This is a genomic window from Microcoleus sp. PH2017_08_TRC_O_A (assembly GCF_020738665.1).
GTDB lineage: Bacteria > Cyanobacteriota > Cyanobacteriia > Cyanobacteriales > Microcoleaceae > Microcoleus.
Genome location: NZ_JAEQCE010000100.1, coordinates 22,709 through 48,111 on the forward strand (window position 1 = coordinate 22,709; position 25,403 = coordinate 48,111).

At 43.4% G+C, this 25,403-nt stretch carries 21 protein-coding genes; 15 read left to right on the forward strand and 6 right to left on the reverse strand.

From position 1 onward, the window contains the following. The first annotated feature begins 137 nt into the window (after positions 1 to 137). The 3 genes from JGK22_RS27515 to JGK22_RS27525 all read left to right on the forward strand — a co-directional run bounded on the left by JGK22_RS27515 (position 138) and on the right by JGK22_RS27525 (position 2,373). On the forward strand, positions 138 to 1,280 hold the full coding sequence (locus JGK22_RS27515; RefSeq protein ID WP_293314199.1) for an AAA family ATPase: 1,143 nt from the start codon (positions 138 to 140) through the stop codon (positions 1,278 to 1,280). A gap of 1 nt (position 1,281) precedes the next feature. Continuing rightward, a complete protein-coding gene (locus JGK22_RS27520) occupies positions 1,282 to 2,037 on the forward strand; it encodes a hypothetical protein (RefSeq protein WP_293314201.1) in 756 nt (251 codons plus the stop codon). Between the two features lie 99 nt (positions 2,038 to 2,136). Beyond that, complete coding sequence (locus JGK22_RS27525) at positions 2,137 to 2,373, forward strand: DUF4070 domain-containing protein (RefSeq protein ID WP_293183936.1); 237 nt, start codon at positions 2,137 to 2,139, stop codon at positions 2,371 to 2,373. Between the two features lie 143 nt (positions 2,374 to 2,516). Here the strand turns inward: JGK22_RS27525 and JGK22_RS27530 are convergent, their stop codons facing one another. The 3 genes from JGK22_RS27530 to JGK22_RS27540 form a co-directional block, all read right to left on the reverse strand. After that, positions 2,517 to 3,167: an RNA ligase family protein gene (locus JGK22_RS27530; RefSeq protein ID WP_293183938.1), complete on the reverse strand. Its 651-nt coding sequence runs from the start codon at positions 3,165 to 3,167 to the stop codon at positions 2,517 to 2,519. Between the two features lie 184 nt (positions 3,168 to 3,351). Beyond that, on the reverse strand, positions 3,352 to 3,714 hold the full coding sequence (locus JGK22_RS27535; protein ID WP_293206709.1) for a DUF4278 domain-containing protein: 363 nt from the start codon (positions 3,712 to 3,714) through the stop codon (positions 3,352 to 3,354). Between the two features lie 348 nt (positions 3,715 to 4,062). Continuing rightward, entirely contained in the window at positions 4,063 to 4,407 is a 345-nt protein-coding gene (locus JGK22_RS27540) for a BON domain-containing protein (RefSeq protein WP_293126189.1), read from the reverse strand. Positions 4,408 to 4,551: 144 nt separating this feature from the next. Here JGK22_RS27540 and JGK22_RS27545 point away from each other — a divergent pair, with 144 nt between their 5' ends. From JGK22_RS27545 to JGK22_RS27600, 12 genes are all read left to right on the forward strand, one after another. Continuing rightward, positions 4,552 to 5,037 (forward strand): chemotaxis protein CheW, encoded by a 486-nt coding sequence (locus JGK22_RS27545; protein ID WP_325315537.1) that lies wholly within the window; start codon positions 4,552 to 4,554, stop codon positions 5,035 to 5,037. A 213-nt stretch (positions 5,038 to 5,250) separates the two neighbouring features. Next, positions 5,251 to 6,669 carry a CheR family methyltransferase gene (locus JGK22_RS27550; RefSeq protein ID WP_293314203.1) on the forward strand — a complete coding sequence of 473 codons (1,419 nt, stop codon included), beginning with the start codon at positions 5,251 to 5,253 and terminating at the stop codon, positions 6,667 to 6,669. 169 nt (positions 6,670 to 6,838) lie between these two features. Then, entirely contained in the window at positions 6,839 to 8,593 is a 1,755-nt protein-coding gene (locus tag JGK22_RS27555) for a methyl-accepting chemotaxis protein (protein WP_293206711.1), read from the forward strand. 92 nt (positions 8,594 to 8,685) lie between these two features. Continuing rightward, a complete protein-coding gene (locus JGK22_RS27560; RefSeq protein WP_293230422.1) occupies positions 8,686 to 10,320 on the forward strand; it encodes a CHASE3 domain-containing protein in 1,635 nt (544 codons plus the stop codon). Then, positions 10,313 to 11,905 (forward strand): methyl-accepting chemotaxis protein, encoded by a 1,593-nt coding sequence (locus JGK22_RS27565; RefSeq protein ID WP_293190600.1) that lies wholly within the window; start codon positions 10,313 to 10,315, stop codon positions 11,903 to 11,905. The genes JGK22_RS27560 and JGK22_RS27565 overlap by 8 nt, the downstream gene beginning before the upstream one ends. 283 nt (positions 11,906 to 12,188) lie before the next feature. Further along, the gene (locus JGK22_RS27570) at positions 12,189 to 13,169 is read left to right on the forward strand and encodes a transposase (RefSeq protein ID WP_293217136.1); all 981 of its coding nucleotides are present in this window, start codon (positions 12,189 to 12,191) and stop codon (positions 13,167 to 13,169) included. Positions 13,170 to 13,365: 196 nt separating this feature from the next. Further along, a complete protein-coding gene (locus JGK22_RS27575; RefSeq protein ID WP_293206718.1) occupies positions 13,366 to 13,572 on the forward strand; it encodes a hypothetical protein in 207 nt (68 codons plus the stop codon). 274 nt (positions 13,573 to 13,846) lie between these two features. Then, positions 13,847 to 14,515 (forward strand): chemotaxis protein CheW, encoded by a 669-nt coding sequence (locus JGK22_RS27580; RefSeq protein ID WP_293183950.1) that lies wholly within the window; start codon positions 13,847 to 13,849, stop codon positions 14,513 to 14,515. Positions 14,516 to 14,736: 221 nt separating this feature from the next. After that, complete coding sequence (locus tag JGK22_RS27585) at positions 14,737 to 17,742, forward strand: hybrid sensor histidine kinase/response regulator (protein ID WP_293217133.1); 3,006 nt, start codon at positions 14,737 to 14,739, stop codon at positions 17,740 to 17,742. 498 nt (positions 17,743 to 18,240) lie between these two features. Further along, on the forward strand, positions 18,241 to 19,260 hold the full coding sequence (locus JGK22_RS27590) for a chemotaxis response regulator protein-glutamate methylesterase (RefSeq protein WP_293183954.1): 1,020 nt from the start codon (positions 18,241 to 18,243) through the stop codon (positions 19,258 to 19,260). Positions 19,261 to 19,672: 412 nt separating this feature from the next. Further along, complete coding sequence (locus tag JGK22_RS27595) at positions 19,673 to 21,004, forward strand: adenylate/guanylate cyclase domain-containing protein (RefSeq protein WP_293183956.1); 1,332 nt, start codon at positions 19,673 to 19,675, stop codon at positions 21,002 to 21,004. A 142-nt stretch (positions 21,005 to 21,146) separates the two neighbouring features. After that, positions 21,147 to 21,518, forward strand: a complete 372-nt coding sequence (locus JGK22_RS27600) for a four helix bundle protein (protein ID WP_293183958.1) — start codon at positions 21,147 to 21,149, stop codon at positions 21,516 to 21,518. A 199-nt stretch (positions 21,519 to 21,717) separates the two neighbouring features. Here JGK22_RS27600 and JGK22_RS27605 read toward each other — a convergent pair whose 3' ends face one another. From JGK22_RS27605 to lpxA, 3 genes are all read right to left on the reverse strand, one after another. Then, positions 21,718 to 22,983 (reverse strand): DNA cytosine methyltransferase, encoded by a 1,266-nt coding sequence (locus JGK22_RS27605; RefSeq protein WP_293183960.1) that lies wholly within the window; start codon positions 22,981 to 22,983, stop codon positions 21,718 to 21,720. Positions 22,984 to 23,006: 23 nt separating this feature from the next. Further along, positions 23,007 to 24,179 (reverse strand): lipid-A-disaccharide synthase, encoded by a 1,173-nt coding sequence (gene lpxB / locus JGK22_RS27610; RefSeq protein WP_293183963.1) that lies wholly within the window; start codon positions 24,177 to 24,179, stop codon positions 23,007 to 23,009. A gap of 169 nt (positions 24,180 to 24,348) precedes the next feature. Next, entirely contained in the window at positions 24,349 to 25,143 is a 795-nt protein-coding gene (gene lpxA / locus JGK22_RS27615; RefSeq protein ID WP_293183966.1) for an acyl-ACP--UDP-N-acetylglucosamine O-acyltransferase, read from the reverse strand. Between the last annotated feature and the right edge of the window lie 260 nt (positions 25,144 to 25,403).

The following is a 25,403-nucleotide window of genomic DNA, read 5'->3' on the forward strand; positions in this document are numbered from 1 at the left end:
GGGGGAAGTGGGGAGAGATTTTCAGCCTATTTTAGGGTTGAAGTTTTGCGATCGTCTCCTCTTTCTTCCATGCTACAATATTGCTCAACTGCAACAATTTAAATATTTTTAGCAATTTGAACAAAAAGAATTAACTTATGAAAATTATTTCACTCCAATTAAAAAATCATTTTTTGGGTTGGGATTTTGATGAAATCAAATTTTCATCAAATTTAACTCTTTTAGTTGGCATCTCAGGTGCAGGTAAGACCCAAATCCTGCGTGGAATTATCGATTTAAAACGTATAGCTAATGGAAAAGCTATCAATGGATTGGAATGGAAAATCATATTTTCTACTGTAAGCGGCACTGAATTTCTTTGGGAAGGTGGTTTTGATACTGTTGAAACAAATGAACTAAATTTTGACGATCCTGAAAAAGAAAACCCAGATGAAAATGAAAAATCATCATTTATTTATGAAAAATTAATTTCAAAAAATGAGGTATTAGTTGAGCGGAATAAAGAGGAGATAAAATTCAAAAATAGCCAAATACCAAAGCTTTCTTCACATCAATCAATGATGTATTTATTAAAAGAAGAAACTGTTATAAAAGAAGCCTTTGATGCTGTAAATAAAATAGAATATCGCGACCATACAATCAACGGTATGCGTCTTAGAAGCTCAAAGCAATCTTTGCACTCGATTAAAAACAAATATCAAACCTTAGAGAGCATAGTAAATAGCGATGAGGATATTAGAACTAAGCTATATCTGATTTATGAAAATAAGTTAGATATTTTTGAAGCAATTAAGTCAAGATTCATTGATGTTTTTCAACAAATCGAAGATGTCAGAGTTGAGCCTTTTAAAACAGACGACTTGTTCAAAGGATTTGCTGATATATTTGTCCCTGTTATTTCTATCAAAGAGAAATCTGTGCCTAAATGGATTAGGGAAGATAGGATGTCTTCGGGTATGTTACGTACAATTATTCATCTTGGCGAAATTTTTCTGTCAAATGAAGGTTCGGTAATATTGATTGATGAATTTGAGAATAGTTTGGGAATTAATTGTATTGATATCTTAACTGATGACCTGATTCACGAAAATAAAACCTTGCAATTTATTGCCACCAGTCATCACCCTTATATTATAAATAATATTCCCTATGAATATTGGAAAATTGTTACTCGACAAGGCGGACACATTAGAACCTGTAATGCCTCGGATTATCATCTAGGTAAATCTAAACAAGACGCATTTATTCAGTTAAATAAAATTCTCGAAAAACAATCGTAGTATGAATTTGTATTTTGTATTTGAAGGAAAGACAGAACCGATTGTTTATAAAAAGTGGTTATCTGTGCTGCTTCCAGAATTGACGGAAGTGGATAGTTTTGATGCGGTAATTCAGAATAATTATTATTACGAAAGTGATATGGGCGTTCCCAGTTGCTATAGAGTTACTGCTAATGCTATCCAAGAAATAAACCTATTTCCTCAATATAATTACTTGGTTGTATTCACAGACGCAGATCGTTTTACAGTTTCGGAGAAACAAGCGGAAGCTGATGAGCAAATTAAGTCGGAATTAAAAGATAAACCTTTTCAATCTCTACCGGTAAATTGTCAACTTGAAGTTATTGTGCAGAAAGTTTGTCTGGAAACTTGGTTTTTAGGAAATCGAAAATTTTTTGTGAGAAATCCACAACATAATGAAATTTTGAAGCAATATATTAAATATTTTGATGTCAGTCAAGATAATCCTGAAGATTTAGCGAGTGAATTTGTTCAAGATGGGGAAAATACAAAGGATATTTTTGGATATAAAACAAAAGCTCTGTTTCATGAAGGTTATCTTAGAGAAATTTTTAAAGAACGTAGTTTGGCTTCAAAAACGCATTTATCTTATAGTAAACCTAGACCGAGAGAAGTGCAAGAAGAATATTATCTTAAACAACTGATGGCAAGAGTTGAGGCAAATTCAGATCATTTACTGAATTTTCAAGATTTTATAAGTTTTTGTTTAAAAATCAAGGGGCAATTAAATAAATAATACATTATCTCTTTATATTTTAGCCGTTTCGATGTGAGTATTTAATTATTATAGTGGGCTTTTATCCACTTAAGTATTGCCCCAATTAAGTTCTATTTTTTGGCTGTTTGTTGGCGTCAGGGTGTCATGCGTTCGACGCGGTTTCGTTTCTGGTGGCAAATGATGGCGATCGCTCTGATTAAACCTCGTCTATTCTACGATTACATGACTGTTTTAGGCCTAGGCGAACATTTCTTTAATTACCGTCATGAAGTGAAAGCGCAACTGCTGCAACAGCTAGAAACCATCGATCGCCCAAAACAGCAAAAAGTGCTGGAACCAGTTTCAATTGTTTAAATCGGTTTCGCCCTTGAGATCGTGTTCGATTTAGCGATCGTCAGATCTCGATCGAGGCGGGGCGGGTTGACAAGATTTCGGATTTGTGCTGGATATCTTGGCGAACCCGCCCTACAAAATCGTGGTATCGATCGAACGCTATTTTATTCCCAATATGTCTCCCAATCATTTTTAAACGCTTGTTGCAGTTTTTTCATGTAAGCCATAGTTTTAATCTTGACCATCCAGATACTGTTAGCCTTATCCTTTCCTTTACAAACAACTCCTTCGGCTACACCGTATTTTCCTTGACGGACTTCATCGATAAATTTGCCTGTCAACTTTCCGCGATACACAACTCTGGCAATGTTTACTAAACTGAAATCTCGAAGGAATTGCTCTGGATCGACAATACCTCGATCGCCCTGCACGTCTAACAGCACCAAATTTTTGGGTTCCTCCTGTTTGTGCATTCCTGCAAATGAGCTAGCACCAAAAAACTCTGTAAATACCGTGATTTCTGGGCTGTGATATTCTGGGTTCGCCTGAAATACAACTTCCAGAGATTTCGCGAAGTCTCTGACGAAAATCTGCGGCGCTTCCTCCAAACCCGGATGTGCAGCGTTAAATTCTGCAATTCCGCGATCGTCTAAATCAAATCTGTCGCGACGTGTTCCAAACGCATACCAGCCCAGTTGCTGTTCCCAAACCCAATGCAGATTAGTGCCATCGTACTTTTCAAAGGCTGTGCACTTATCTAATGGAGCGTTTTTGCTGTCGGGAATTTTGGGATAGGCAAGTTGGATTTTTGTCACTTTCTTGACTTGCTTTTGATGCTGAATTTAAGATCGTAGTTTATATTATCTTCGGTTAGTTAAGCGCGATCGAGGTTTTGGTAGTGAGGAATGCGAGTTTTTGGATTTATGCGGACTGAAGTCCTCACTACAAACCTATTTTTTGGTTATTGAACCGGGGATTGTAATTTTCCCAAGCTATTTCCTAACAGGCCATTTGCTGCCACTCTCTTTCTAGCAAGCGCAGTAATCTTTCATCACCTTTGGCTGTGGCTACTTGTTTCCGCCGATCGAGAATACTGCAAATATGCGATCGGTGAACTTGCGCCAAATCCGCAGCAGTTGGTGCAGATTCAACCGCCGCGCAAGGTGTTGTGACCTGCTGCTGGGCTTGAAAATCTCGCTTTGTGGTAGAGTTGATACCGCCGTATTTTTTGGGGACAGCCAGGTGTCTCGGATACCGATAGTTCCAGTCTTGACCCCGATATTTGCCCGCGACTTCCCCTTCGATCATATCCACTGTCGGAATGTCGTACTCGTAGTTGGCACCGCGATAAGTGAGTTTCATATTTTTCGATCCTTATATTGAGATAAAAACGATCGTCAGTCGATTTTAGATTTACTTCACAGATGAATCTGGTAGCTGGGACTTTCGTCTAAAATTTTGCGATCGACCCTCATGAGTGTCCCGGCTTGTACCCGTTTTTGGGCGGGGTCAGGTCAGGTTTGCTTTTTGTTACCTAAAACTTATTTAGTTTCTGTATTCAATTATACTGTTTTTTAACTAAAGCGCGCTTACTTACAAAAATTAATATTTTGAGGGTGAGAAGGCAGGAAAAAACCCGCCATAGCGGGTTTAATCGAGCTTTGACTAATTCGATCGTACTCAGAACGAAACGGATCGAGATCCGAAGAACTACCCGACTGTCACTTGATCGGTTTGCACGCCCGTCGCACCCTCTTCAGCAGAGGCAATGGCCACCAACTTGTCAAGAACTTCCTGACTGGGAACTTGACCCTTGAGAACAACCGTGCCGCTGAGCTGAGCAACCCAAACAGTCTCGATATCAGCAACTTCTGAATCGCCGTCAAAAGCCAAGGCCACCCGCTTCGCCAGGCCGCTTTCGTCAAAATTTCCGTCTGGGCCGACTTTAGCAGGAGCAATCGATTGTGCTTCGGCAGCTTGCTGTACTACTTCTGCCATCGGTTGAGCCTGCTCTTCAGGCTTTTCCATTCCAAACAGTCTTTTAAACCAACCCATAGAAGTTGAGTCTCCAGAAAATACACTTTTTCCAAGATAGCTCTAGAATTCCAAAAGAATCGTAATTGTTGCAAAACTAAGCGAAATTTCTGAAAATGCTTTTTCGACCGACTTTCAGAATCTAAAATCTCCAATGGTATCCCTATGTTGATGTTACTTTTTTATGTCGGGGACGATCGCTATGCCCTCGATAGCAGGCGCGTAGTCGAAGTAGTTCCCACTGTCACCTTGAAAAAACTCCACAACGCGCCGGAATACATTCCCGGCTTGTTTAACTACCGAGGACATCTCGTCCCGGTCATTGATTTGTGCCAAATGATACAGGGGACGGCCGCCCGCGCTTACTTGAGCACGCGCATTGTCTTAGTCAATTGCCAGTTTCCCAATACTTCTGAGGGGAACAACCACAGTTTGCACGGCCCCCTAATTTTAGGGCTGATGGCGGAACGGGTGACAGAAACTCTCGACAAACCAGAAACCGAATTTGTTAGTCCCGGCATTAAGATTGACAGCACTCCTTATTTGGGAGAAATGATTGCAGACGATCGCGGTATGATTCAATTTGTCAGGGTAGAACATCTGCTGCCTGAATCCCAAAAAACTTATCTGCTTCCCCAGCAGGAAGACTGAGATTTAGTCATTGGTCATTGGTTATTGGTTATTGGTTATTGGTTATTGGTTATTGGTTATTGGTCATTGGCAATGGGTAATTGGTCATTAGTCATTAGTCATTGGCAATGGGTAATTGGTCATTAGTCATTGGCAATGGGTAATTGGTAATTGGTAATTGGTAATTGGTAATTGGTAATTGGTAATTGGTAATTGGTAATTGGTAATTGGTAATTGGTCAACTGTCAACTGTCAACTGTCAACTGTCAACTGTCAACTGTCAACTGTCAACTGTCAACTGTCAACTGTCAACTGTCAACTGTCAACTGTCAACTGGCAATTGAAGCTCTACTCAGACAAAAAATTGGTTTAGATGCCCTGACTATTGGGTCTAATACAATTACTAGAGCCGTTAACCGTCGGATGGAAGATTGCAGTTTAACGGATATCAGTATTTACTTGACAAAATTGCAAACATCCGCTCCAGAATTGGAAGAATTAATCGAAGCTGTCGTGATACCGGAAACTTGGTTTTTTCGCGATCGCGAACCTTTTGTTTTTTTGAGCCGCTACGCGCTTTCGGAATGGTTTCCACAAAATCCCGGCAAAACCCTGCGCGTGTTGAGCCTTCCTTGTTCGACGGGAGAGGAACCTTACTCGATCGCGATCGCCCTACTAGACGCTGGTTTAAATCCGATCAACTTCAGCATCGATGCGGCAGACATCAGCAAAGTTGCTCTCAAAAAAGCCCAGCGCGCAGTTTACGGCAGAAACTCTTTCCGCGACAAAAACTTGGATTTTCGCGATCGCTATTTTACTCCGGTGCCGGGAGATCTTTATCAGTTGAACGACTTGGTGAGAAGGAAAGTTAATTTTATTCAGGGTAATATTCTAGATAGCTATTTTTTATCTAACCAACTTCCTTACGATGCAATTTTTTGTCGCAATGTGTTAATTTATTTCGATCAAACAGGCAGAAATCAGACCATTCAACTGTTAAATCGATTGTTAAACAAAACAGGAATATTATTTTTGGGTCACTCAGAAAGCGGGCAGAAACTGCCTCCTCAATTTGTCTCGGTGCGTCATTCCCTAGCATTTGCTTACCGCAAAACAGATATTCCATACAGCCCGCAAGTTCAGGTCAAAAAAGAGCCGACTAATATCAGTTATTCGCGGATTGTTCGAGAGTTTAAACACGCGGGAAATAGGGAAAATCTTCGCAACGATCAGTTGCCAAGTATTAACAGTAAATCCTCTACTTCCCATCAAAAATATCCGAGAGAGAATGAGAATTCGGGGATTTTGCCAATTCGGGCGATCGCCCCACCACCAGATCCTGCTAAGTCTGCGAGTGCGGATTTAGACGCAGCGCGACGTTTGGCCGATCGCGGACAATTGCAGGAAGCGGCCAAACTGTGCGAAACTTACCTCAGTCAAAATCCCACGAATGCTGACGCTTACGTCTTATTGGGCCAAGTTTACCAAGCAAGGGGCGATCGCCAACAAGCTGAGCAATCTTTCCAAAAAGCAACTTACCTCAAGCCGGATCACTATGAAGGACTAATTCACCTAGCTTTGCTCAAAGAAGAGCGAGGAGATATTGCCGGTGCTGCGATCGTCCGCCGGCGCATTCAGCGAATGGAAAAATAGCCTAAGAATTCAGTTGACAGTTGACAGTTGATAGTTGACAGTTGACAGTTGAGGGCGACCTCTACCTACAAGGAAGAGGATTGGAGTAATTAATAGTCTGAGTTTAATTTCTCCCTCAAAGGGAGAGGCTTTCAACCAATTCTTTCTGGTAATAACTGAGAATCGAAGCATGGACAATATTTTTAAGCATATGACTTTGCAAAGACGCATGATCGCTGCGTTTGTGTTCATGGGGGCGATCGTGCTTGTTGTAGCTTTAGTCGGCGCCAGCGGAAATTTTCGGCTATCCGGGCACCTGAAATCGATCGCCAACGATGCTTATCCCAGCACCGTCGCTTTGTGGAAAATCAACGAAGGACAAACACAGGTGCAGTCTTCCGATCGGATGCTGCTCAACGAAGCAATCAATGCTGACCAAAGACGCCGAGAAATCGCGAGAATAAATAATGCTTGGAATCAGATAAATCAAGGTTTTCAAGAGTACGATAAACTTGGGCGCAACGAGGAAGAAGACAAACTTTATCAAAAATTTAAACCGCTGTGGCAAAAGTGGACTGAGGCTCACAAAGAATTCCAAGAACTCAATAAAGAATATGAAAGAATAGGCATTGTCAATCCCCGGCAAATCCAAATTGATTTGCTCAAACAGGGTAAAACTAAATCACCTGAACTAGCAACTGCTGCATCAGCAGTTGAGGTGCTTAACAGAATGAACGACAAAGCTTTGAACGAGAAAGTAATTACATTTCAAGCTGCGACAGAGGGAATGCTGGAACTCCTGAACTACGATCGCCAATTAGCAGCAGACTCAGGCAAAGCTGCCACCGAAGATATCAGTCAAACTCGGTTCTGGGTGATTTTAGGCACGCTGCTGGGCCCTTTAACGGCCGTACTGTTTGGACTGTACTTTAGCAATACGATCGCCAAACCGTTAGGGGCTAAAATTGCCGGAGTGGTGGATGTAGCAGAGAAAATGTCGATCGGCGATTTAACAGGAGAAGTTCATGTCAGCGACACCAAAGACGAAATTAGCAAATTGGAGAACTCCTTCCGCAGCATGAATCGCGGTTTGGCCGGATTAATCAAACAAGTGCAAACATCGGGCATACAAATCACTTCATCAGCCACCCAAATAGCCGCTTCTGGCAAACAATTAGAAGCCACAGTCAACGAACAAGCAGCATCCACCAACGAAGTTGTAGCTACTGCCAAAGAAATCGCAGCCACCAGTGGTAAACTCGTAAAAACGATGGATGAAGTTTCCCACATGGCAGAGTCAACTGCCCGCGAAGCTAGCACAGGTCAAAAAGAGTTAGTTCGCATGGAGAATACCATGAAAGTCTTGGGAAATGCTACCATTTCTATCTCTAACAAACTCGGAATCATTAGCGAAAAAGCCAACAATATCAACAGCATTGTTACCACGATTACAAAAGTAGCCGATCAAACTAATTTACTTTCCTTAAATGCAGCGATCGAAGCCGAAAAAGCCGGAGAATACGGCATGGGTTTTGCCGTCGTCGCCCGCGAAATTCGCCGCCTAGCCGACCAAACAGCCGTTGCCACACTCGATATTGAAAACATGGTTAAAGAGATGCAGTCAGCCGTTTCTACTGGGGTGATGGAAATGGATAAATTCTCCCATGAAGTCAGCAAAGGGATGGAAGATATTCGTAACATCGGCGTGCAATTAGCCGAAATTATTCAGCAAGTACAATCTCTCACTCCCCGCTTCGATTCGGTAAATAGAGGCATGGAAGCTCAATCGGAAGGAGCTCAGCAAATTAGCGAAACTATGGCGCAGTTGGCCGAAACTTCCCTGCAAACGGCTGATGCTTTGCGGGAAATCAATAGTGCGATCGGCCTTTTGAACGAAGCAGCCCACGGGATGCGCCACGAAATTTCGCGATTCAAAGTCAATTGATAGTTACTCACACCCAATATTCGTCAGTATCTAAACTCTAAAATATCAAATTTTATTCATTATTTGTAGCAGGCAAAAAAGAGGTAAATTAAGTGCAGAAAAATTCAACTATTCAACAAATTTTGTGGAGGGGGTTTGGTACAATCTTTACGTTAATACTTATAGCAAATATTGTAGCACAACACACTAAAAATACTTTAGTTAAGTCTTTAGATAACGTTACTTCGAGCCATAAAATTTTGCAAGAATTGGCACAGTTAGATATGCTTTTGCTGGAAGCTGAGACTGGTCAGCGCGGCTATCTGTACACGGGAAAAGAGAATTTTTTAGAGCCATACAATGAAGCAAATGCAAGCATTAACGTGCAACTAGCAGAGTTGAGAGAGAAGATGAAAAATCCGACACAACAAGAAAAACTCGGTCAATTGCAAATCCTGATTAGAGAAAGAATCGATTATTTAGAAAAAACTATTCAACTCCGCAAATCTGGTCGAGAAGAGGAGGTAAAAAAAATAGTAAGTGCTGGAACAGGACTAGAAATTATGGCGAAGTTGAGGGGTAAAATCACAGAAATCAAAGAAACTGAAAATCGATTCTTGGATGAAAGAAAGAAATTCGCCCAGGAAGCTGAAATTTTTTCAACTTACTTTGCTGGGGCGAGCACTTTGATTATTGTCGGAGTTGGGGTGTTAATTTCTTGGGTAATTATCCGGAATATCGCGCAATCCTTGGGAATAGCAGTAAAAGTTGCAGAAGAGGTATCGGCGGGCAATTTAACTGCCAATATTTCAGCAAATTATCAGGGAGAAGTTGGCAAACTACTCGCCGGATTCCAAAGCATGACTCAAAGCCTAAGTTCCTTGATCGGGCAAGTACAAAATTCTGGTCTTCAAGTAACTGCTTCCTCTCATGAAATTGCTGCCTCAGGCAAGGAATTGGAGGAAGTAATCGCCAAACAAGCAGCTTCGATTAGAGAGGTGGAAGCTACTACAAAAGAGATAGCTGCTACTTCTCGACAACTGAAGCAAGCAATGCAGGGAATTACTTCTACCTTCCAAACTACCACAATAGCAGCAGAGGGCGGTCAGCGGAATTTAAGCCACATGGAAAATACCATGCGGGAATTATCAACCGCCACAACTTCTATTTCTAGCCAACTTAGCAACATCAGCGAAAAAGCTAATAATATTAGTCGAATTATTATTACAATAACCAAGGTAGCTGACCAAACTAATTTACTTTCTTTGAATGCTGCCATAGAAGCAGAAAAAGCAGGAAAATATGGTATGGGTTTTGCTGTAGTTGCTAGAGAAATTCGGCGTTTAGCCGATCAAACTGCTGTTGCTACTTTAGATATTGAAAAAATGGTTAAAGAAATGCAGGCAGCAGTTTCTACTGGGGTGACGGAAATGAACAAGTTTACTGAAGAAGTAAATGATAGCGTTGAGGATGTGGAAAGTGTGAGCTGGCAACTGACTGAAATTATCGAGCAGGTGCAGGCTATCACTCCGCGTTTTTCAGTGGTAAATCAGAGTATGGAGGCTCAATCGGAAGGCGCTCAGCAAATTAGCGAGGTGATGGTGTATCTGAGTCAATCGTCGTCGCAAACGGCGGGCGCATTGCGCGAAATTAACGGTGCTATCTCTCAATTAAATGAGGCATCTCAAGGTTTGCGTCAAGAAATTTATCGGTTTAAAGTAAGCAATAAGGATGTAGAAAATGTTTAAAAATATCAGTTTTAAAAAGCGCCTGAATGCTGCATTTATTTTTCTAGCTGTGATTGTTTTAGCTGTGGCTTGTATTGGTTGGAGCGGCACTTCTCGGCTGGGTGGACATATTGATACGCTAGCTAGTAATAGCCTGCCGAGCGTTAGTGGATTGTGGAAAGTTAATGAAGGACAAACGCAAATTGAGTCGTCGGAACGGGCTTTACTGGATCTGGAACTCAGCCCAGAGGAAAGGAGAAGTGAGTTGACGAGAATTCAGAAAGCTTGGGAGCAGATTAATGAGGGTTTCAAAGAGTATGAAACCACATCCAGAACTGCGGAGGAAGATAAGATATACAAAGAATTGCAGGCTAAATGGGATATCTGGAAGAAAAATCACGAAGCTTTTTTAGATTTAAATAAAAGATTTGAGAGTTTAGGAATTCTCAACCCATTTAAAAGGCAGATCGAACTGATTGGCCAAGGGAATACTAAGTCGCCCGATATCGAGGCTGCTAGAAGGGCTGGGGCGTTTTACAATCAATTGAGCGATCGCGCCAAAGCGAATCGACCCTCGTTTGAATCAGCTACTAACTTAATATTGGAAGACCTCAAAATCAATGAAACAACGGGACAACTAGCTAAACAGCAGTCTAAAAACGATATTAGTCAAACCACATTCTGGGTAATTTTGGGCATGATTCTCGGGCCGCTAACGGCTGGACTGTTTGGACTGTTTCTCACGAGCGCGGTATCCCAAACTCTGGAAAATCAAATAGATCTGTCGGGCCTCAGAATTAGTGGATCTACGAACCAAATTGCCTCCTCCGGCAAGGAATTGGAAGCGACGATGAATCAACAAGTGGCTTCGACTAATGAAGTAGTAGCCACGGCTAAAGAAATTGCTGCTACTGCTATGCAACTGGCGAGGACAATGGATGAAGTTTCGGAGATGTCCCACCAAGCTGCTCAATCTGCCGGCGGCGGTAAACAAGAAATTGGTCGCATGGAATCCACGATGAATAAATTAGCAGATTCTACCAGTGCGATCTCGGGTAAATTGGGAGTTATTAGCGAAAAAGCTAATAATATTAACAGTATTATCACGACGATTACGAAGGTGGCAGATCAAACTAATTTGCTTTCGCTCAACGCGGCTATTGAAGCGGAAAAAGCGGGAGAGTACGGGTTGGGTTTTGCGGTGGTGGCTAGGGAAATTCGCCGACTGGCAGATCAAACGGCGGTGGCTACTTTGGATATTGAAAATATGGTTAAAGAAATGCAGTCTGCGGTGGGTGTTGGCGTGATGGAAATGGATAAGTTTACTAATGAGGTGCGCCGCGGGGTGGAAGATGTGCAAACTATTAGTTTGCAGTTGGAATCGATTATCCAGCGGGTGCAAGCTTTGACTCCGCGTTTTGAAGAGGTGAATGAGGGGATGGATGCACAGTCTCAGGGTGCTGTGCAAATTAGCGAGGCGATGGTGCAGTTGAGTGAGGCTTCTTCGCAAACTGCGTCGGCGCTCCGGGATATCAATGGGGCGATCGGGCAAGTGAACGATGCTACACTCGGTTTGCGCCACGAAATGCTAGCGTTTTTAAAGTAAATAGGGAGTCGGCGGATCGAGTCGGTTTTTTTAGCTAGTCAGACGGGAATCCCCACACTATATCGCTTCGATTAGTGTGGGATGAAAGGCGCGTGAACCGAGGATTCCACATCTTCATGTCCTCGTCAGCATAGCGGGCGAGCAATGAAGGTGTGGATGACGAGATCAACAAATCTTTATCTGCTAGCATCATTACTCGACACAATTATTAAATTACTACTTGACTTTATCTAGTATTTTCTGGTATTTTTATGACCAGCAAATGCGTAAAGGTCGTAGCGCAATGAAAGTAACGTATCAGTATCAGTTCTATCCCGACACCAATCAAAAATTAACCCTCAACCATTGGTTGAGAATTTGTCGCTATTGGTACAACAGACAGCTAGGCGATCGATTTGATTGGTGGGAAAGAAACCGCACTGCTATAAATGCTTGTCCATTGGTTGCTAGCATCTCTGCGCCTCGCGAAAAGCCCAACTACTACTCTCAAAAGCAACAATTGCCAGCCCTCAAAAAAGACCTAGTAAAAGTCTTCCACAGTGGTGAGCTATTGGACTTCAAGCAGGTAGATTCAACTATCCTGCAAGATGTTTCTAAACGAGTAGATAAAGCCTTTGAACGGTTTATAGTAGGGGATAGTAAAGGCGGTCGATCGGGTAAACCCCGATTCAAGACTGAAGCTGATTACCGGACGATGACTTTTTCTACGGCTAACAGCGATTGGATTAAGTTGGTTCGCAAGAATTGGTTTTATATCCGATTGCCGAAGTTGGGCGTGATAAAAGTTCGGAGGCACCGCCCAATCCCCGATGGATTTACCGTCAAGCAAATTAGTGTAACTAGAAAGGCTGATGGTTGGTTCGCCCAGATAATGCTTGAAGACGCTTCAGTACCCCAGTTTATTTCTGACAAAGTTACCCCAAACTGGGATAACTCAATTGGGTTAGATGCGGTGCTGCATGAAGATGTCTATTTAGCAACGTCATCGGGCGAAAAGTTGCCTTCATTGAAACCGCTTCGCAAAAACCAAGCTAAGTTAGACCGCATTTCAAAAAAGCGGAATAAGCGGAAGCGTGGCTGTAGCGCCCGACGGAAATTAGCAAAAAAAGAAGCGAGACAGCACCAAAAAATAGCGCGTTCTCGCCAAGACTTCCACTATAAAACAGCTCACAAACTTGTCAGGTCTGGAGCTAAATTCTTTTTTCACGAAGATTTGAACTTAAAAGGCTTAACGAAGCGGAATAAAGTTAAGCTTTCTGGATGAGGGTAACTACCTCCCAAACGGTCAATCAGCCAAATCAGGACTAAACAAGTCTTGGCTGGATGCTGCGTTTGGTCAATTTTTCAAGACGCTGGAATACATAGCCGAAAAAGCTGGATCAGCCGTCGTTCCGCAAAAACCTGCTTATACCTCAATGCTTCTGTGCTATCGGAATGAAATCGTTTTCACCGATTGCGGTATGCGAAGCTATTGGGACGAGCAACATTCTTTAATGGTCGATCGCGATATCAACGCTTCGATTAATTTGAAGAAATTGGGGTTGGACATTTTCCCCAAAATAAAACGCCGTAGTGGGAATCTTTCTGTAGTAGGAACTATAGATGACAGTACCGCGAAGGAAATTTTGGATACCCTTCATCGGGCTGCAAAGATGCCCACGTCATAGCACCACGAGGCTTGACGTGGGAGTATGTCACAAGAATAACAGGTGTAGCAAGGCTCAGTCTAAAATCTATTTTTTTGTACAATAGTTATTGTAGGGTGCGGTCGAGGGCTGAATGTGACGATCGCAAAACTAAACATTTCTCCCCGCTGGCCACCCTACGGTTAGTTAAATCAACTGGTGCGCGGTGCACACCCTACAAACTACTACAAACTACAAACTGGTGCGCGGTGCACACCCTACAATCTAAAATCTAAAATCTAAAATCTAAAATCGAATGACTGATGATTGCTGGAATCGGATCGGAGTTGGGGGCGATCGCACTTGTCCTCAATTAAAAACATTTATTCACTGCCGCAACTGTCCAGTCTATTCCGACGCGGGCCGGAGTTTGCTGGAACAGGAATTGCCGACTGGATATCTGGAAGAGTGGACTAATTTATTGCGATCGAGTCAAGGAGTAACTAACGCCGTCACGGCTGCGGGTACTATATCTGTAGGTATTTTTAGGCTTAACGGCGAATGGTTGGCTTTACCGGCGGCGCTGTTTAAGGAAGTGACGCAGATTTCTGTTATCCACACTTTGCCACACCGCAGTAATAATATACTTATCGGCTTGGTGAATATTCGCGGTGAAATCCAGTTGTGCGTTTCCCTAAAAGCACTTTTGGGATTGGAAGCAGCAGATGCTAGCCGACAAAATATTAGTCCTGTTGTTTACGAAAGGATGGTAGTTGTTGAGAGAGAAGGCAGCCGCTGGGTGTTTGGAGTGGATGAGATTTACGGCATTCACCGCATTCTCCCGGAACAAATCAGAAATGTTCCATCTACTGTTTCTAAAGTGCCAGAAACTTATACTAAAGGGATTATCAGTTGGCAGGGGCAAAGTGTTTGTTATCTCGATGATGATTTGCTGTTTTATACGTTGAATAAGAAGATTATCTAATGAATTGGGAATAGGGCATGGGGCATTGGGAATAGGGCATGGGGCATTGGGAATTGGGCATTGGGTGAATGGAATCTGGCGAATAAAAGCGGGCGAAGGTCATTCGCGCCTACACAGACGAAACCCGCCTCCGCGGGTTGAAGAACGGGCGAAGGGAATTCGCGCCTACATGAACAAAACCGGGCGAAAGTGGGTTGGAATAAATTAAGGACTAATAAAAAATGAGCAATCAAGATATGAGCAATTTCTCCATGATGGATTTATTTCGCATGGAGGCGGACACTCAAGTAGCAGTATTAAATGAGAACATTTTGGTATTAGAAAATAACCCTAATTCTCCGGCTGAACTGGAATCTTTGATGCGGGCGGCCCACTCGCTCAAGGGCGCGGCGCGGATTGTGGGACTGGATGCTGCTGTGCGAATCGCTCACGTGATGGAGGATTGCTTTGTGGCGGCGCAGGCTGGCTCGATCGCCCTAGACTCACCTGATAAGATTGATGTGATGCTGCGGGCGATCGACCTTTTGGCCCAAATCAGCCAGATTCCGGAAACCGAGATCGAAAATTGGCTCCCGGTTAATCGATCGCAAATTGAAACCTTAGAAACTGCCATCTTAGCAATTATCAATAACGAACAATTAGATTTGGGCAGCCCAGATGAAGCAGAAACAATAGAACAAGAGACCATTGTTGAAACAGAAATTCTGCCGGAATGGGAGCCGCAATTACCTGTTGATTTTACCGCAGAAATAACAGACCACGTACAATTCAATTCTGATATTCCTCATGAAATATTGCCCGATTTGCCACAGGTTGAAAGTCCAGAAACTCGGTTGCTTAAAACTGATTTATCGATGTTAGCTTTATTTGCCGGAGAAGTAGAAGCACAATCAATACTATTAAACCAAACTTTACTCTCGCTCAAAAATGACCCCAATGAATATTTAGACTTAGACTCCCTTGTTAAATCCGCTCATTTAATAAAAGGTGCTGGCAGAATAGTTCAGTTCCATGAAGTTGTTAAACTTGCGAAGGCGATAGAAGATACATTTGTGGCACTTCAGAAGCACAAATCTAGCTTAAATCCCAGTCAAATTGACACCCTGCTCGCCGGAGTAAATTTTCTGGTAAATATGCAGGAAATTCCGGTACTGAAAATCGAAGCTTGGCTGGCAAAAAAAGAGGCAGAAATAGATAATATTGTCGCAGATATAAGTAAGATTCTTGAATTATTAACAACTAAACAATCGGCAACAACTGCCGCAGTTGTTTCACAAAAATCTGCCGAAGCAACGAGTCCCCAAACAACCCCGACACCACAACCAAAACCTCAAGATAATGCTTCCCAACGCACAAAGAATAGCGGTCAAATTTCCCCCGTCGCCAATTCTACAGCAGTAGCTGTAGAGCAACGACCGACTAAAATTGTTAGCGCAAAACCTGCACCTTCAAATCTCAGGGAAAACGCTCAAAAGCCTAAAACCGCTGACCGCGTAGTACGAGTAAATGCGGAAAACTTAAACCGAATTATGGGTTTGGCAGGCGAATCTTTAGTAGAAGCAAAATGGCTGCAACCGTTTGCTGATTCATTATTAAAACTGAGAAAAAACCAAGGACAGCTTTATAATTTGTTGGAGAAATTGCAGGAATCTTTAAGCGATTCTGTTCTAGATCAGCGCTCGGAAGATTATCTCGGCAGTGCTCGCAAAAAAGCTAATGATTGCCGCCATATTTTGTCCGATCGCCTCAACGAACTAGAACTGTTTGCCCGCCGTTCTGCCAACTTGTCCGATCGCTTGTACCGAGAAGTTATTGCCAGCAATATGCGACCGTTTGCTGACGGCGTTTCAGCTTTTGGGCGAATGCTGAGAGATTTGGCGAGACAGTTGGGTAAGCAAGTGAAATTTGAAGTTGTTGGCAAATCTACTCAGGTAGATCGAGATATTTTAGAAAAATTAGAAGCACCGCTAACACACATTTTGCGTAACGCTATCGACCACGGTATTGAACTCCCAGACGCACGTTTGGCTGCGGGAAAATCGGCTGAAGGTACGATCCGACTGGAAGCTGCACATCGGGGCGGGATGCTATCAATTACCGTCTCGGATGATGGAAAAGGAATAGAACCGGAAAAACTCCGCCAAAAAATTGTCACGAAAGGTATGGTAAGTGCGGAAATGGCTGCGAAATTGACTGAACCGGAATTGATGGATTTTCTGTTTTTGCCTGGTTTTTCTACTGCTAGTCAAGTGACGGAAATTTCGGGCCGCGGTGTTGGTTTGGATATTGTGCAAAGTATGGTGCAGGAGGTTGGTGGCATTCTCCGGGCGACATCTATGCCGGAAAAAGGTATGAGTTTTCATTTGCAGTTGCCGCTAACTCTGTCGGTAATTCGGACGCTGTTGGTGGAAATTTCGGGGGAACCTTATGCTTTTCCGCTGACTCGGATCGATCGCATTGTGATGGTTGAGTCTGCTGATATTGCGATCGCCGAAAACCGACAGTATTTTACTCTTGACAACCAAAATATTGGTTTGGTGACAGCTTATCAGGTGTTGGAGTTAGCTGCGCCACCTGAAAAGTTGGATTTGCTGCCGGTGATCATTGTGAGCGATCGCTCTAGCAGTTATGGTTTAGCTGTGGATAAGTTTCTGGGCGAACGCGATTTAGTTGTCAGGCCTTTAGATCCGCGTTTGGGTAAGGTAGCGGATATCAGCGCGGCTGCTTTTATGGAAGACGGTACGCCGGTGCTGATTATCGATGTTGAAGATTTGGTGCGATCGACTGATAAACTGCTGGCTGAAAGTCAGTTACAGAAAGTTAGTAAAACCGAACAAACTGCTGAATCAACAACTCGCAAGCGCGTTTTGGTAGTAGATGATTCAATTACTGTTCGAGAAGTAGAGCGCAAACTTTTAGAAAATCAAGGATATGAGGTAGAAATAGCTGTTAATGGTATGGATGGTTGGAATGCTCTGCGTACCGGGCAGTTTGATTTGGTAATTAGCGATGTTGATATGCCGCGCATGACGGGGATTGAGCTGGTTAGTCAAATTAAAAATCATTCGGCCCTAAAGTCGATTCCGGTAATTATTGTTTCTTACAAAGACCGCGAGCAAGATAGAATCAGAGGATTGGAAGTGGGAGCGGATTATTATTTAACTAAAAGCAGTTTTCACGACGATACGCTGTTAAATGCGGTGGTTGATTTAATCGGTGAGGCTTGAAAAAAAATCTCGGGTTAAGTTTTTTAATTAAAAACTAAAAATACGACCAAAATGTGGTATGAATAGTCGTAGGGTGCGTGATAGTTCGTAATTCAATCGGTAATTCAATACGCTTGGCTCCGAACCCGGAGATCCCCCCTAGCCCCCCTTAAGAAGGGGGGAACCGGAAGCACTCAAAGTCCCCCTTTTTAAGGGGGATTTAGGGGGATCTTCGGGCCCGAAAAAGTGTTAACCCAACAGTATCGATCGCTAATTGAGAAGCTGTTTGCTGCCTCCGTCTACAAGTTTAGTTTTAACTGACCGACGAGCACCATTCTCAGGAACAGGCAAGATGCCTGTTCCACAAAAAAATTCATCTCTTGTGGAACAGGCATCTTGCCTGTTCATAAAAGGCTTATTGACCATAGTGCAATATCTCAGTTTTAAAGAAAAGGCCACAGCCTAAGAAACTGGATCGGCAGACTTCGACAACTACCCGCAACTGAAAATTAATTAACTATGAGCAATTTCAACATGAAAATAGCGATCGTCAACGACACGTTGATTGCTGCTGAAGCTTTGCGCCGAGTTTTGGTGACGGTACCGGAGTATGAAATTATTTGGATAGCGGCGGATGGGGCCGAAGCTGTGTCCAAGTGCGCCCGCAATACACCGGATGTGATATTGATGGATTTGATCATGCCGGTGATGGATGGTGTTGAGGCGACGCGCCTGATCATGAAGCAATCTCCCTGCGCGATTCTGCTAGTGACATCTTCGGTGACAGGTAATGCGGGCAGGGTTTTTGAAGCTATGGGATATGGAGCTCTGGATGCTATTAATACGCCAATTTTGGGGTTGATGGGCAATTCCCCAAGCGGCGGTATGGAGTTGTTAAAAACTATTTCTAAAGTCGCTAGATTGATTGGTAAAAGTAACTCGACTTCTTTATTTCACAGCGCAACTCCCAAATGCCTGACTCCGCCGCTGCTGGCGATCGGCTCTTCGACTGGCGGGCCCCAAGCTTTGGCAACTCTGCTATCGGCTTTACCTGCCAATTTATCGGCGGCTGTGGCGATCGTCCAACACGTAGATGCTGAGTTTGCTCCTGGTTTGGCAGATTGGCTGAGTCAAAAAAGTAAGTTGGCGGTGAGTGTCGCAGTTGCCGATCGACCTTTGGAAGTCGGTAAGGTGATAATTGCCGCGACTAACGACCACTTAGTATTACAATCGAATTTAACACTTAAGTATACGAAAGAACCTTTAGAATATCCTTACCGCCCTTCAGTGGACACTTTTTTTGAGAGTGTCGCTCAATACTGGCCGGGCAAAGGGGTGGCAGTGCTGTTAACCGGTATGGGCAAAGACGGCGCTAAAGGGCTCAAAGTTTTGCGATCGGCTGGCTGGCACACGATCGCCCAAGACCGCGCTACCTCAGTAGTTTACGGGATGCCGAAAGCTGCTGCTGATTTGAATGCGGCTGTGCAGGTTTTGCCGATCGAGGCGATCGCCCCAGCCTGCATGAAATATCTCGTGTAGAAAATACTAGAGATGTTTGGGCCATAAGGCTTAAGTGGTTGAGCACAATGGCCGAGGTCGTGCCAGACTCTCAGCGATCATAATCAATCTATTGGGGTGATGTTTTGGGATCGCGATCGCGCGTGTATCTTGCCAGCAGTCTGTAATTTCACGGAATGCTGCGGTTACCGGGCACCTGCTAGCAAGCAGCAGTCGGCTGACCCAACAATTAGCGATCGTAGCCCTTGCAATCAATGTCAAGCGTGCTAGGCTGTGTAAAGATTTTACAAAAATCAGCGGATAAAACTTTACCAACCTGGTATTATCACCTGGTAAGCGTACTTAAATAATACCGGGTCGCTATTGACACTTAGAAAATATTTAAGTAAAAGTTTCGATCCTCTCCAGACAATGGCCGTTGCCCGATCTAGTTATGAAATTAACTCACTCTCAGGCTATTGAATTCGATTGCAGTTGTGCACTAAATCAACGAGAAAGTCAAATAGTCAACGGCAACGTGGTAAAGTTGAAGTTTGAGGATAGGGGAAACAATGGGAAAAACCCAGTTACCGCCAGAGATAGCGCCATTCTCAGTAACCTCAAATTGGAGAAAAGCCGTCACTCGATCGACTTAAATTTACCTTTAAATTCAGAAAGCAAAAAAATATCTAGCTTGACCGAATACACTGTTACAGTTTTACTGATTGACGATCAGGAAATGATCGGCGAAGCGGTGCGCCGAATGCTTGCTAATGAAAAAGACATTAAATTTTATTACTGTAACGATCCAGCTCAAGCAATTAAGAAAGCATTAGAGGTGAAGCCAACAGTCATCCTCCAAGATTTAGTAATGCCAGAAATAGATGGATTGCAGTTGCTGCGCTTTTTTCGAGGGAATTCGCTGACGCGAGACATTCCGATGATTGTTCTCTCCAGTAAAGAAGAAGCGGAACTAAAAGCGCAAGCATTTTCCTTGGGTGCTAACGATTATTTAGTAAAACTGCCCAATCCAGTCGAACTCATTGCTAGAATTCGCTATCACTCAAAAGCTTATATGCACCTGCAAGAAAGGAATCTCGCCTATCAAACCATGCAGGATTATCTAGTCAAATTAGAGATAGAACAAAAAAAATCTCAGGAGTTGCTGTTAAATATATTGCCAGAGGCGATCGCCGAAAGATTAAAAAAAGAACAAGGTGTAATCGCCGACGAATTCGCAGCAGTTAGCGTGATGTTCGCGGATATTGTTGGCTTCACCCAGTTGTCAGCATCAATATCGCCCAAAAAATTAGTACATTTACTCAACGATATATTTTCCAAGTTCGACGATCTCGCCGAAAAACACGGTTTAGAAAAAATTAAGACAATTGGTGACTCTTATATGGTAGTGGCGGGGTTGCCAAATCCGAGAGCAGATCACGGAGATGCGATCGCCGAAATGGCCATAGATATGCAAGAAGCCATAGTGAAATACAGAGAAGAGTTCGGTCTCACTATTAGCATCCGCATCGGCATTCATTCGGGCCCAGTGGTAGCTGGAATCATCGGGACAAAAAAGTTTATTTACGATTTGTGGGGCGATACAGTAAATACCGCTTCCCGCATGGAATCTCACGGTATCCCGGACGGAATTCAGATTTCCGACGCAACTTATTTGCTTATAGAAGACAAGTATGAGTTTGAAAAACGCGGTTTAATCAATGTCAAAGGTAAGGGCCAAATGGCTGCTTATTTATTAAAAGGAAGATTGGAAGTTGATTTTTAATTGGGAATTGGGAATGGGTAATTGGGAATTGGTAATTGGGAATTGGTAATCGGTAATTGGGAATTGGTAATTGGGAATTGGTAATCGGTAATTGGGAACCGGTAACTGGTAATTGGTAATTATTGATTAAGGGGTGTGAGATATGAGTAGACCAGATTTTGAGGATTTGGATGTTTACAAGTTGGCTGAAAAATTGGCAAATGAGGTTTGGTTTATCGTCAAAGAATGGGACTATTTTACAAAAGATACTATCGGGAAGCAACTTGTACGCGCCGCCGATAGCGTTTGCGCTAATATTGCAGAAGGACGTGGTAGATATAATTATCAAGACAATCGGCGTTTTGTCAAGATTGCCAGAGGTTCTTTGTATGAAACAATCAGCTTTTTGAGGCTAGCATATGCCAGAAAATTAGTGGGAAGTGAACAGGTAAAAAGATTCCAACCAATAATTGATGAATTGTCACCGAAGCTGAATGCTTATCTACAGTCAATAGGTAACAATCAAGAAAAATAATTGATTAATAATCAGAGTATATATAGCAATTATCAAGTGAGGTACAGTATTGGTAATTGGTAATGGCTAATTAGCAAGACAAATAGCGAGTAGATCGCGAAAGTTTAGAACCGCTATGAAACACCAATTACCAATTACCAATTACCAATTACCAATTACCCATTCCCAATTACCAATTACCAATTATTAAATCTAACTCTTATGTTTCGAGATAATATTGTTCTGCTTCCGACCAATTTAGTTTAAGTAACGAATCTTCTCCACTTGAAAGCTTGAAACTCGGCTTAATTGGTTTTACGCCCAAAGCGCTAATAATCTGCGCTGCTACAGCTTTCGCCAATAGTGGCGGTACAGAATTTCCGACTTGGCGAAAACCGTGCCATTTTGTGACGTGAAATCTAAACCAGTCAGGATAGGAATGCAATCGCGCTGCTTCTCTGACTGTAATGCACCGAGGCGCGATCGGGTGAATTGGCCTTGGCGAAGTATAAGCGCCCCTCGCCCTGTCGGTTCCAGCCCTGAGAGTGTTGCAAACTCCGTCGGGGTGCAGCTTGTAAAAACGGCTGATCGGCTCTTTTTCGCCGTAGGCTGCGGCTGCAAATCTTTCCATACATTCGGCAGAATGTTTGGTGCGCCGACTGCATGAGAGGATTTGTCGATCGTACTGGCGATCGTAAGCATAATCATTATCAAAATCATCGAATCCGCGCAAAAAACTCGCGTAATCGCTGCTGCACTTTCCGTACTCCACCATTACCCAATCTCGGTGTAGCAACTCGCTATACTTTTCTACTTCCGGCAAATCTCCAATCGCATCCAAAACTGTCGGAACCGCAGGTAAATTAACTTTTTTATAGCGTTTAGGAAGTTTCTTTTTAGGCAAAAAAGTAGTTGGCTGAGGATAGTTTGGCAGATCGTAGTCTTTTTTGCAACCAATCAGAAACAATCGTTTGCGAGCTTGCGGTACTCCGTAGTGAGCTGCGTTAAGAACTTGATAGTTTTCTTCTACTTGATAGCCTGCTTCCAGAAAAGAGCTAATTAAAAGATTCAGGAGTTCTTTGTGTTCGCCTGCTACAATTCCCGGCACATTTTCCATTACAAAAAACTTGGGTTTGAGCTCCAAAACTAAGCGTTGAAAGTGGAAAATTAGAGAATTTCGCGGATCGCCGACATCGCGCTTCCCCATCAGCGAGAATCCTTGACAGGGCGAACCGCTGATTACTACGTCGATTTCGCGCTTGCCGATCGCAGATTTTTGCCGAATTTCTGCTCCCGTCAGCTCTGAGACATCTTTGCACAATACAGAACACATCGGGAAATTGAACTCGTGGGTAGCGCAGTGGATGGGGTCAATTTCGACTGAAGCAAGTACATCAAAACCTGCTTGTTCAAAGCCCAGCGTCATGCCGCCTGCACCTGCAAATAAATCAACAGCGATCGGTCGCTTTTTCCGATAGCTTGACATAATATTTCAATACTAAAATTGTTTTAAGAAGCTGTATTTATTTTAACATTTTTGATTATTTCGGCAGCAGCGCGATCGCACACACCGACATCTCCCAGACTTTCCCGCATTTGGCGATAATCCGTCAAAGTTTGCTGGCGTCGATCGGCATTTTGCAGCAATTCCAGGGCGTGGAAAACTATATTTTCGGCAGTAGCCTCGTCTTGCAGCAACTCCGGAACGATCGCCTTCATTTGCACCAAATTGGGCGGAGAGATAAAAGGAATCGACAATTTCAGCAGGTGGCGGGCAATCATCGCCGTAATGCGACTGACGCGGTAGGCGACAACTTGCGGAACGCCGAGCAAAGCTAATTCCAAATTAACAGTACCAGATTTGGCGATCGCAAAGTCGGCAGCAGCCAATATTTCCAGATTTTGATTTTCCAACAAAGTAGCCCGCAAACCGTAATTCTCGATCGCTTGTTCGATTTTGCTGCGGAAAGCTGCTTGAGAAACCGGAATCCAGAAATGAACCTCCGGGATTTTAGCTTGGATAATGCGAGCAGCCTCAAATATCACCGGCATCAGGTACTTGAGTTCTTGCTTTCTAGAAGCAGGAATTAGAGCGACTGAAACCTGTTCCGGCTCAATTCCCAAAGTTTTGCGGGCAACTTCCCGACTGGGCGCAGATTGCATTCTATCCAGCAAAGGATGACCAACCCAACTGACTTGAGAGCCTTTGGCGCGATAATAAGTAGCTTCCTGGGGGAAAATCGCCAAAATGCGATCGGCAATATTGACAATCAGATCCGTATTGCGAGGAGAAATCGAGCAAACCCATTCTTGAGGTGCGATGTACCAAACCACAGGTAAATCGGGCAAACAGCGGCGAATGTAGCTACCAATACCGAGATTGGGAGTCAAATAATCAATCAATACAACAACATCGGGACGGAATTTTTTGAGATATTGTTTAGCTTTTTGCTGAACTGCGATCGTTGGCAAAATATACGGCACAGATTCTATAATACCCATAGAACCAATACCCAGAGTATCGCCTAAAATAGTAGCGCCAGCTTGAGCCATACGAGGGCCGCCCAATGCGGTTATTTCCAACTCCAAACCAGCGGCGACAGCATGACGTTTTAAAGCTGCAACTAACAAAGCTCCTTGCAAATCGCCAGAAACCTCACCAGTGCTGATAAAAATTTTCATAAACTCCTCAATATCCTCGGTAAGGTGCGTCAGACAAAAACTGTTTGAGTTACCTATAGCTGGTGACTGACGCACCGTACAGCTTCCTTCTCTTCCTTCGTGTCCTTCGCGTCTTCGCGGTTCAATAATACTAATTCTTTGAGTCCGCAAGAATTAATATAAGGCTCATTCATTTTTTACCAGGAATCAAGCCTCGCCGCCCTTTGGTTACAGACTGTTGCACAAATCTCCGCAGGTGCTGCAAGTGATGATTTTCCGGTAACAAATCCAATTGTTCCAAAGCTTGATTGAGAGTGTAGCCAGAATGGTATAAAATCCGAAAAGTTTTCTTTAAAACTAGCAAATCTTCTGGAGTTAAACCTGCACGTTCGAGGCCTATTTTGTTGATAGCTCGCACTCGCGAAGGATTCCCTTCGACTAGCATATAGGGTGGCACATCTCGATCGATCCTGCTCAAGCCACCGATCATGGATAAGCGGCCGATGTGGACAAACTGATGAACGCCCAAAACCCCGCTGAGTCTGGCTTGAGACTCAATTTTGACGTGTCCCGCTAGGGCTACAGCGTTGGCAATGATTACTCGATCGGCAATATCGCAATTATGGCCCACATGAACGTAAGCCATCAACATATTATTATTGCCGAGCGTCGTGCTTTCCCCCGCTCCAGTAGCGCGGTTGATTGTCACGTATTCCCGAATCACATTGTTGTCGCCAATTGTCACCCTAGTCAGAGAACCCTCATATTTGAGATCTTGAGGTTCCAAACCAATGGCCGCACCAGGGAAAATTTGATTGCGAGCACCTATTTCTGTTAGCCCGTCGATAATTGCATGGGCACCAATCTTAGTCTCCGGCCCGATTTTCACTCTTTCCCCAATTACAGCATAAGCACCCACTTCTACAGTCGGGTGCAGTTCGGCGCGGGGATGAATCACAGCAGTTGGGTGAATCAAAGTAAGCATTTTTCAGTTTTCAGTTGTCAGTTTTCAGTTTTCATGCCAAATCAAGCTTAAATACCCCGTTTATTTCTTAGTCCGCGGAGGCGGACTTCGCTTGTGTAGTAGCGATTTCAATCGCCGAATCATCAAGGAGTAACAAACCAGAATTTAGTATCAGTAGTCCCTTGATACTCCCCAGCCCGCTCCGGGACGGGGATTCTTGAAGAGTCCAAATGCGAACTTTCAAAGGCGAAATCAAAGCGCCTCTACTGACTCCTTCAAGA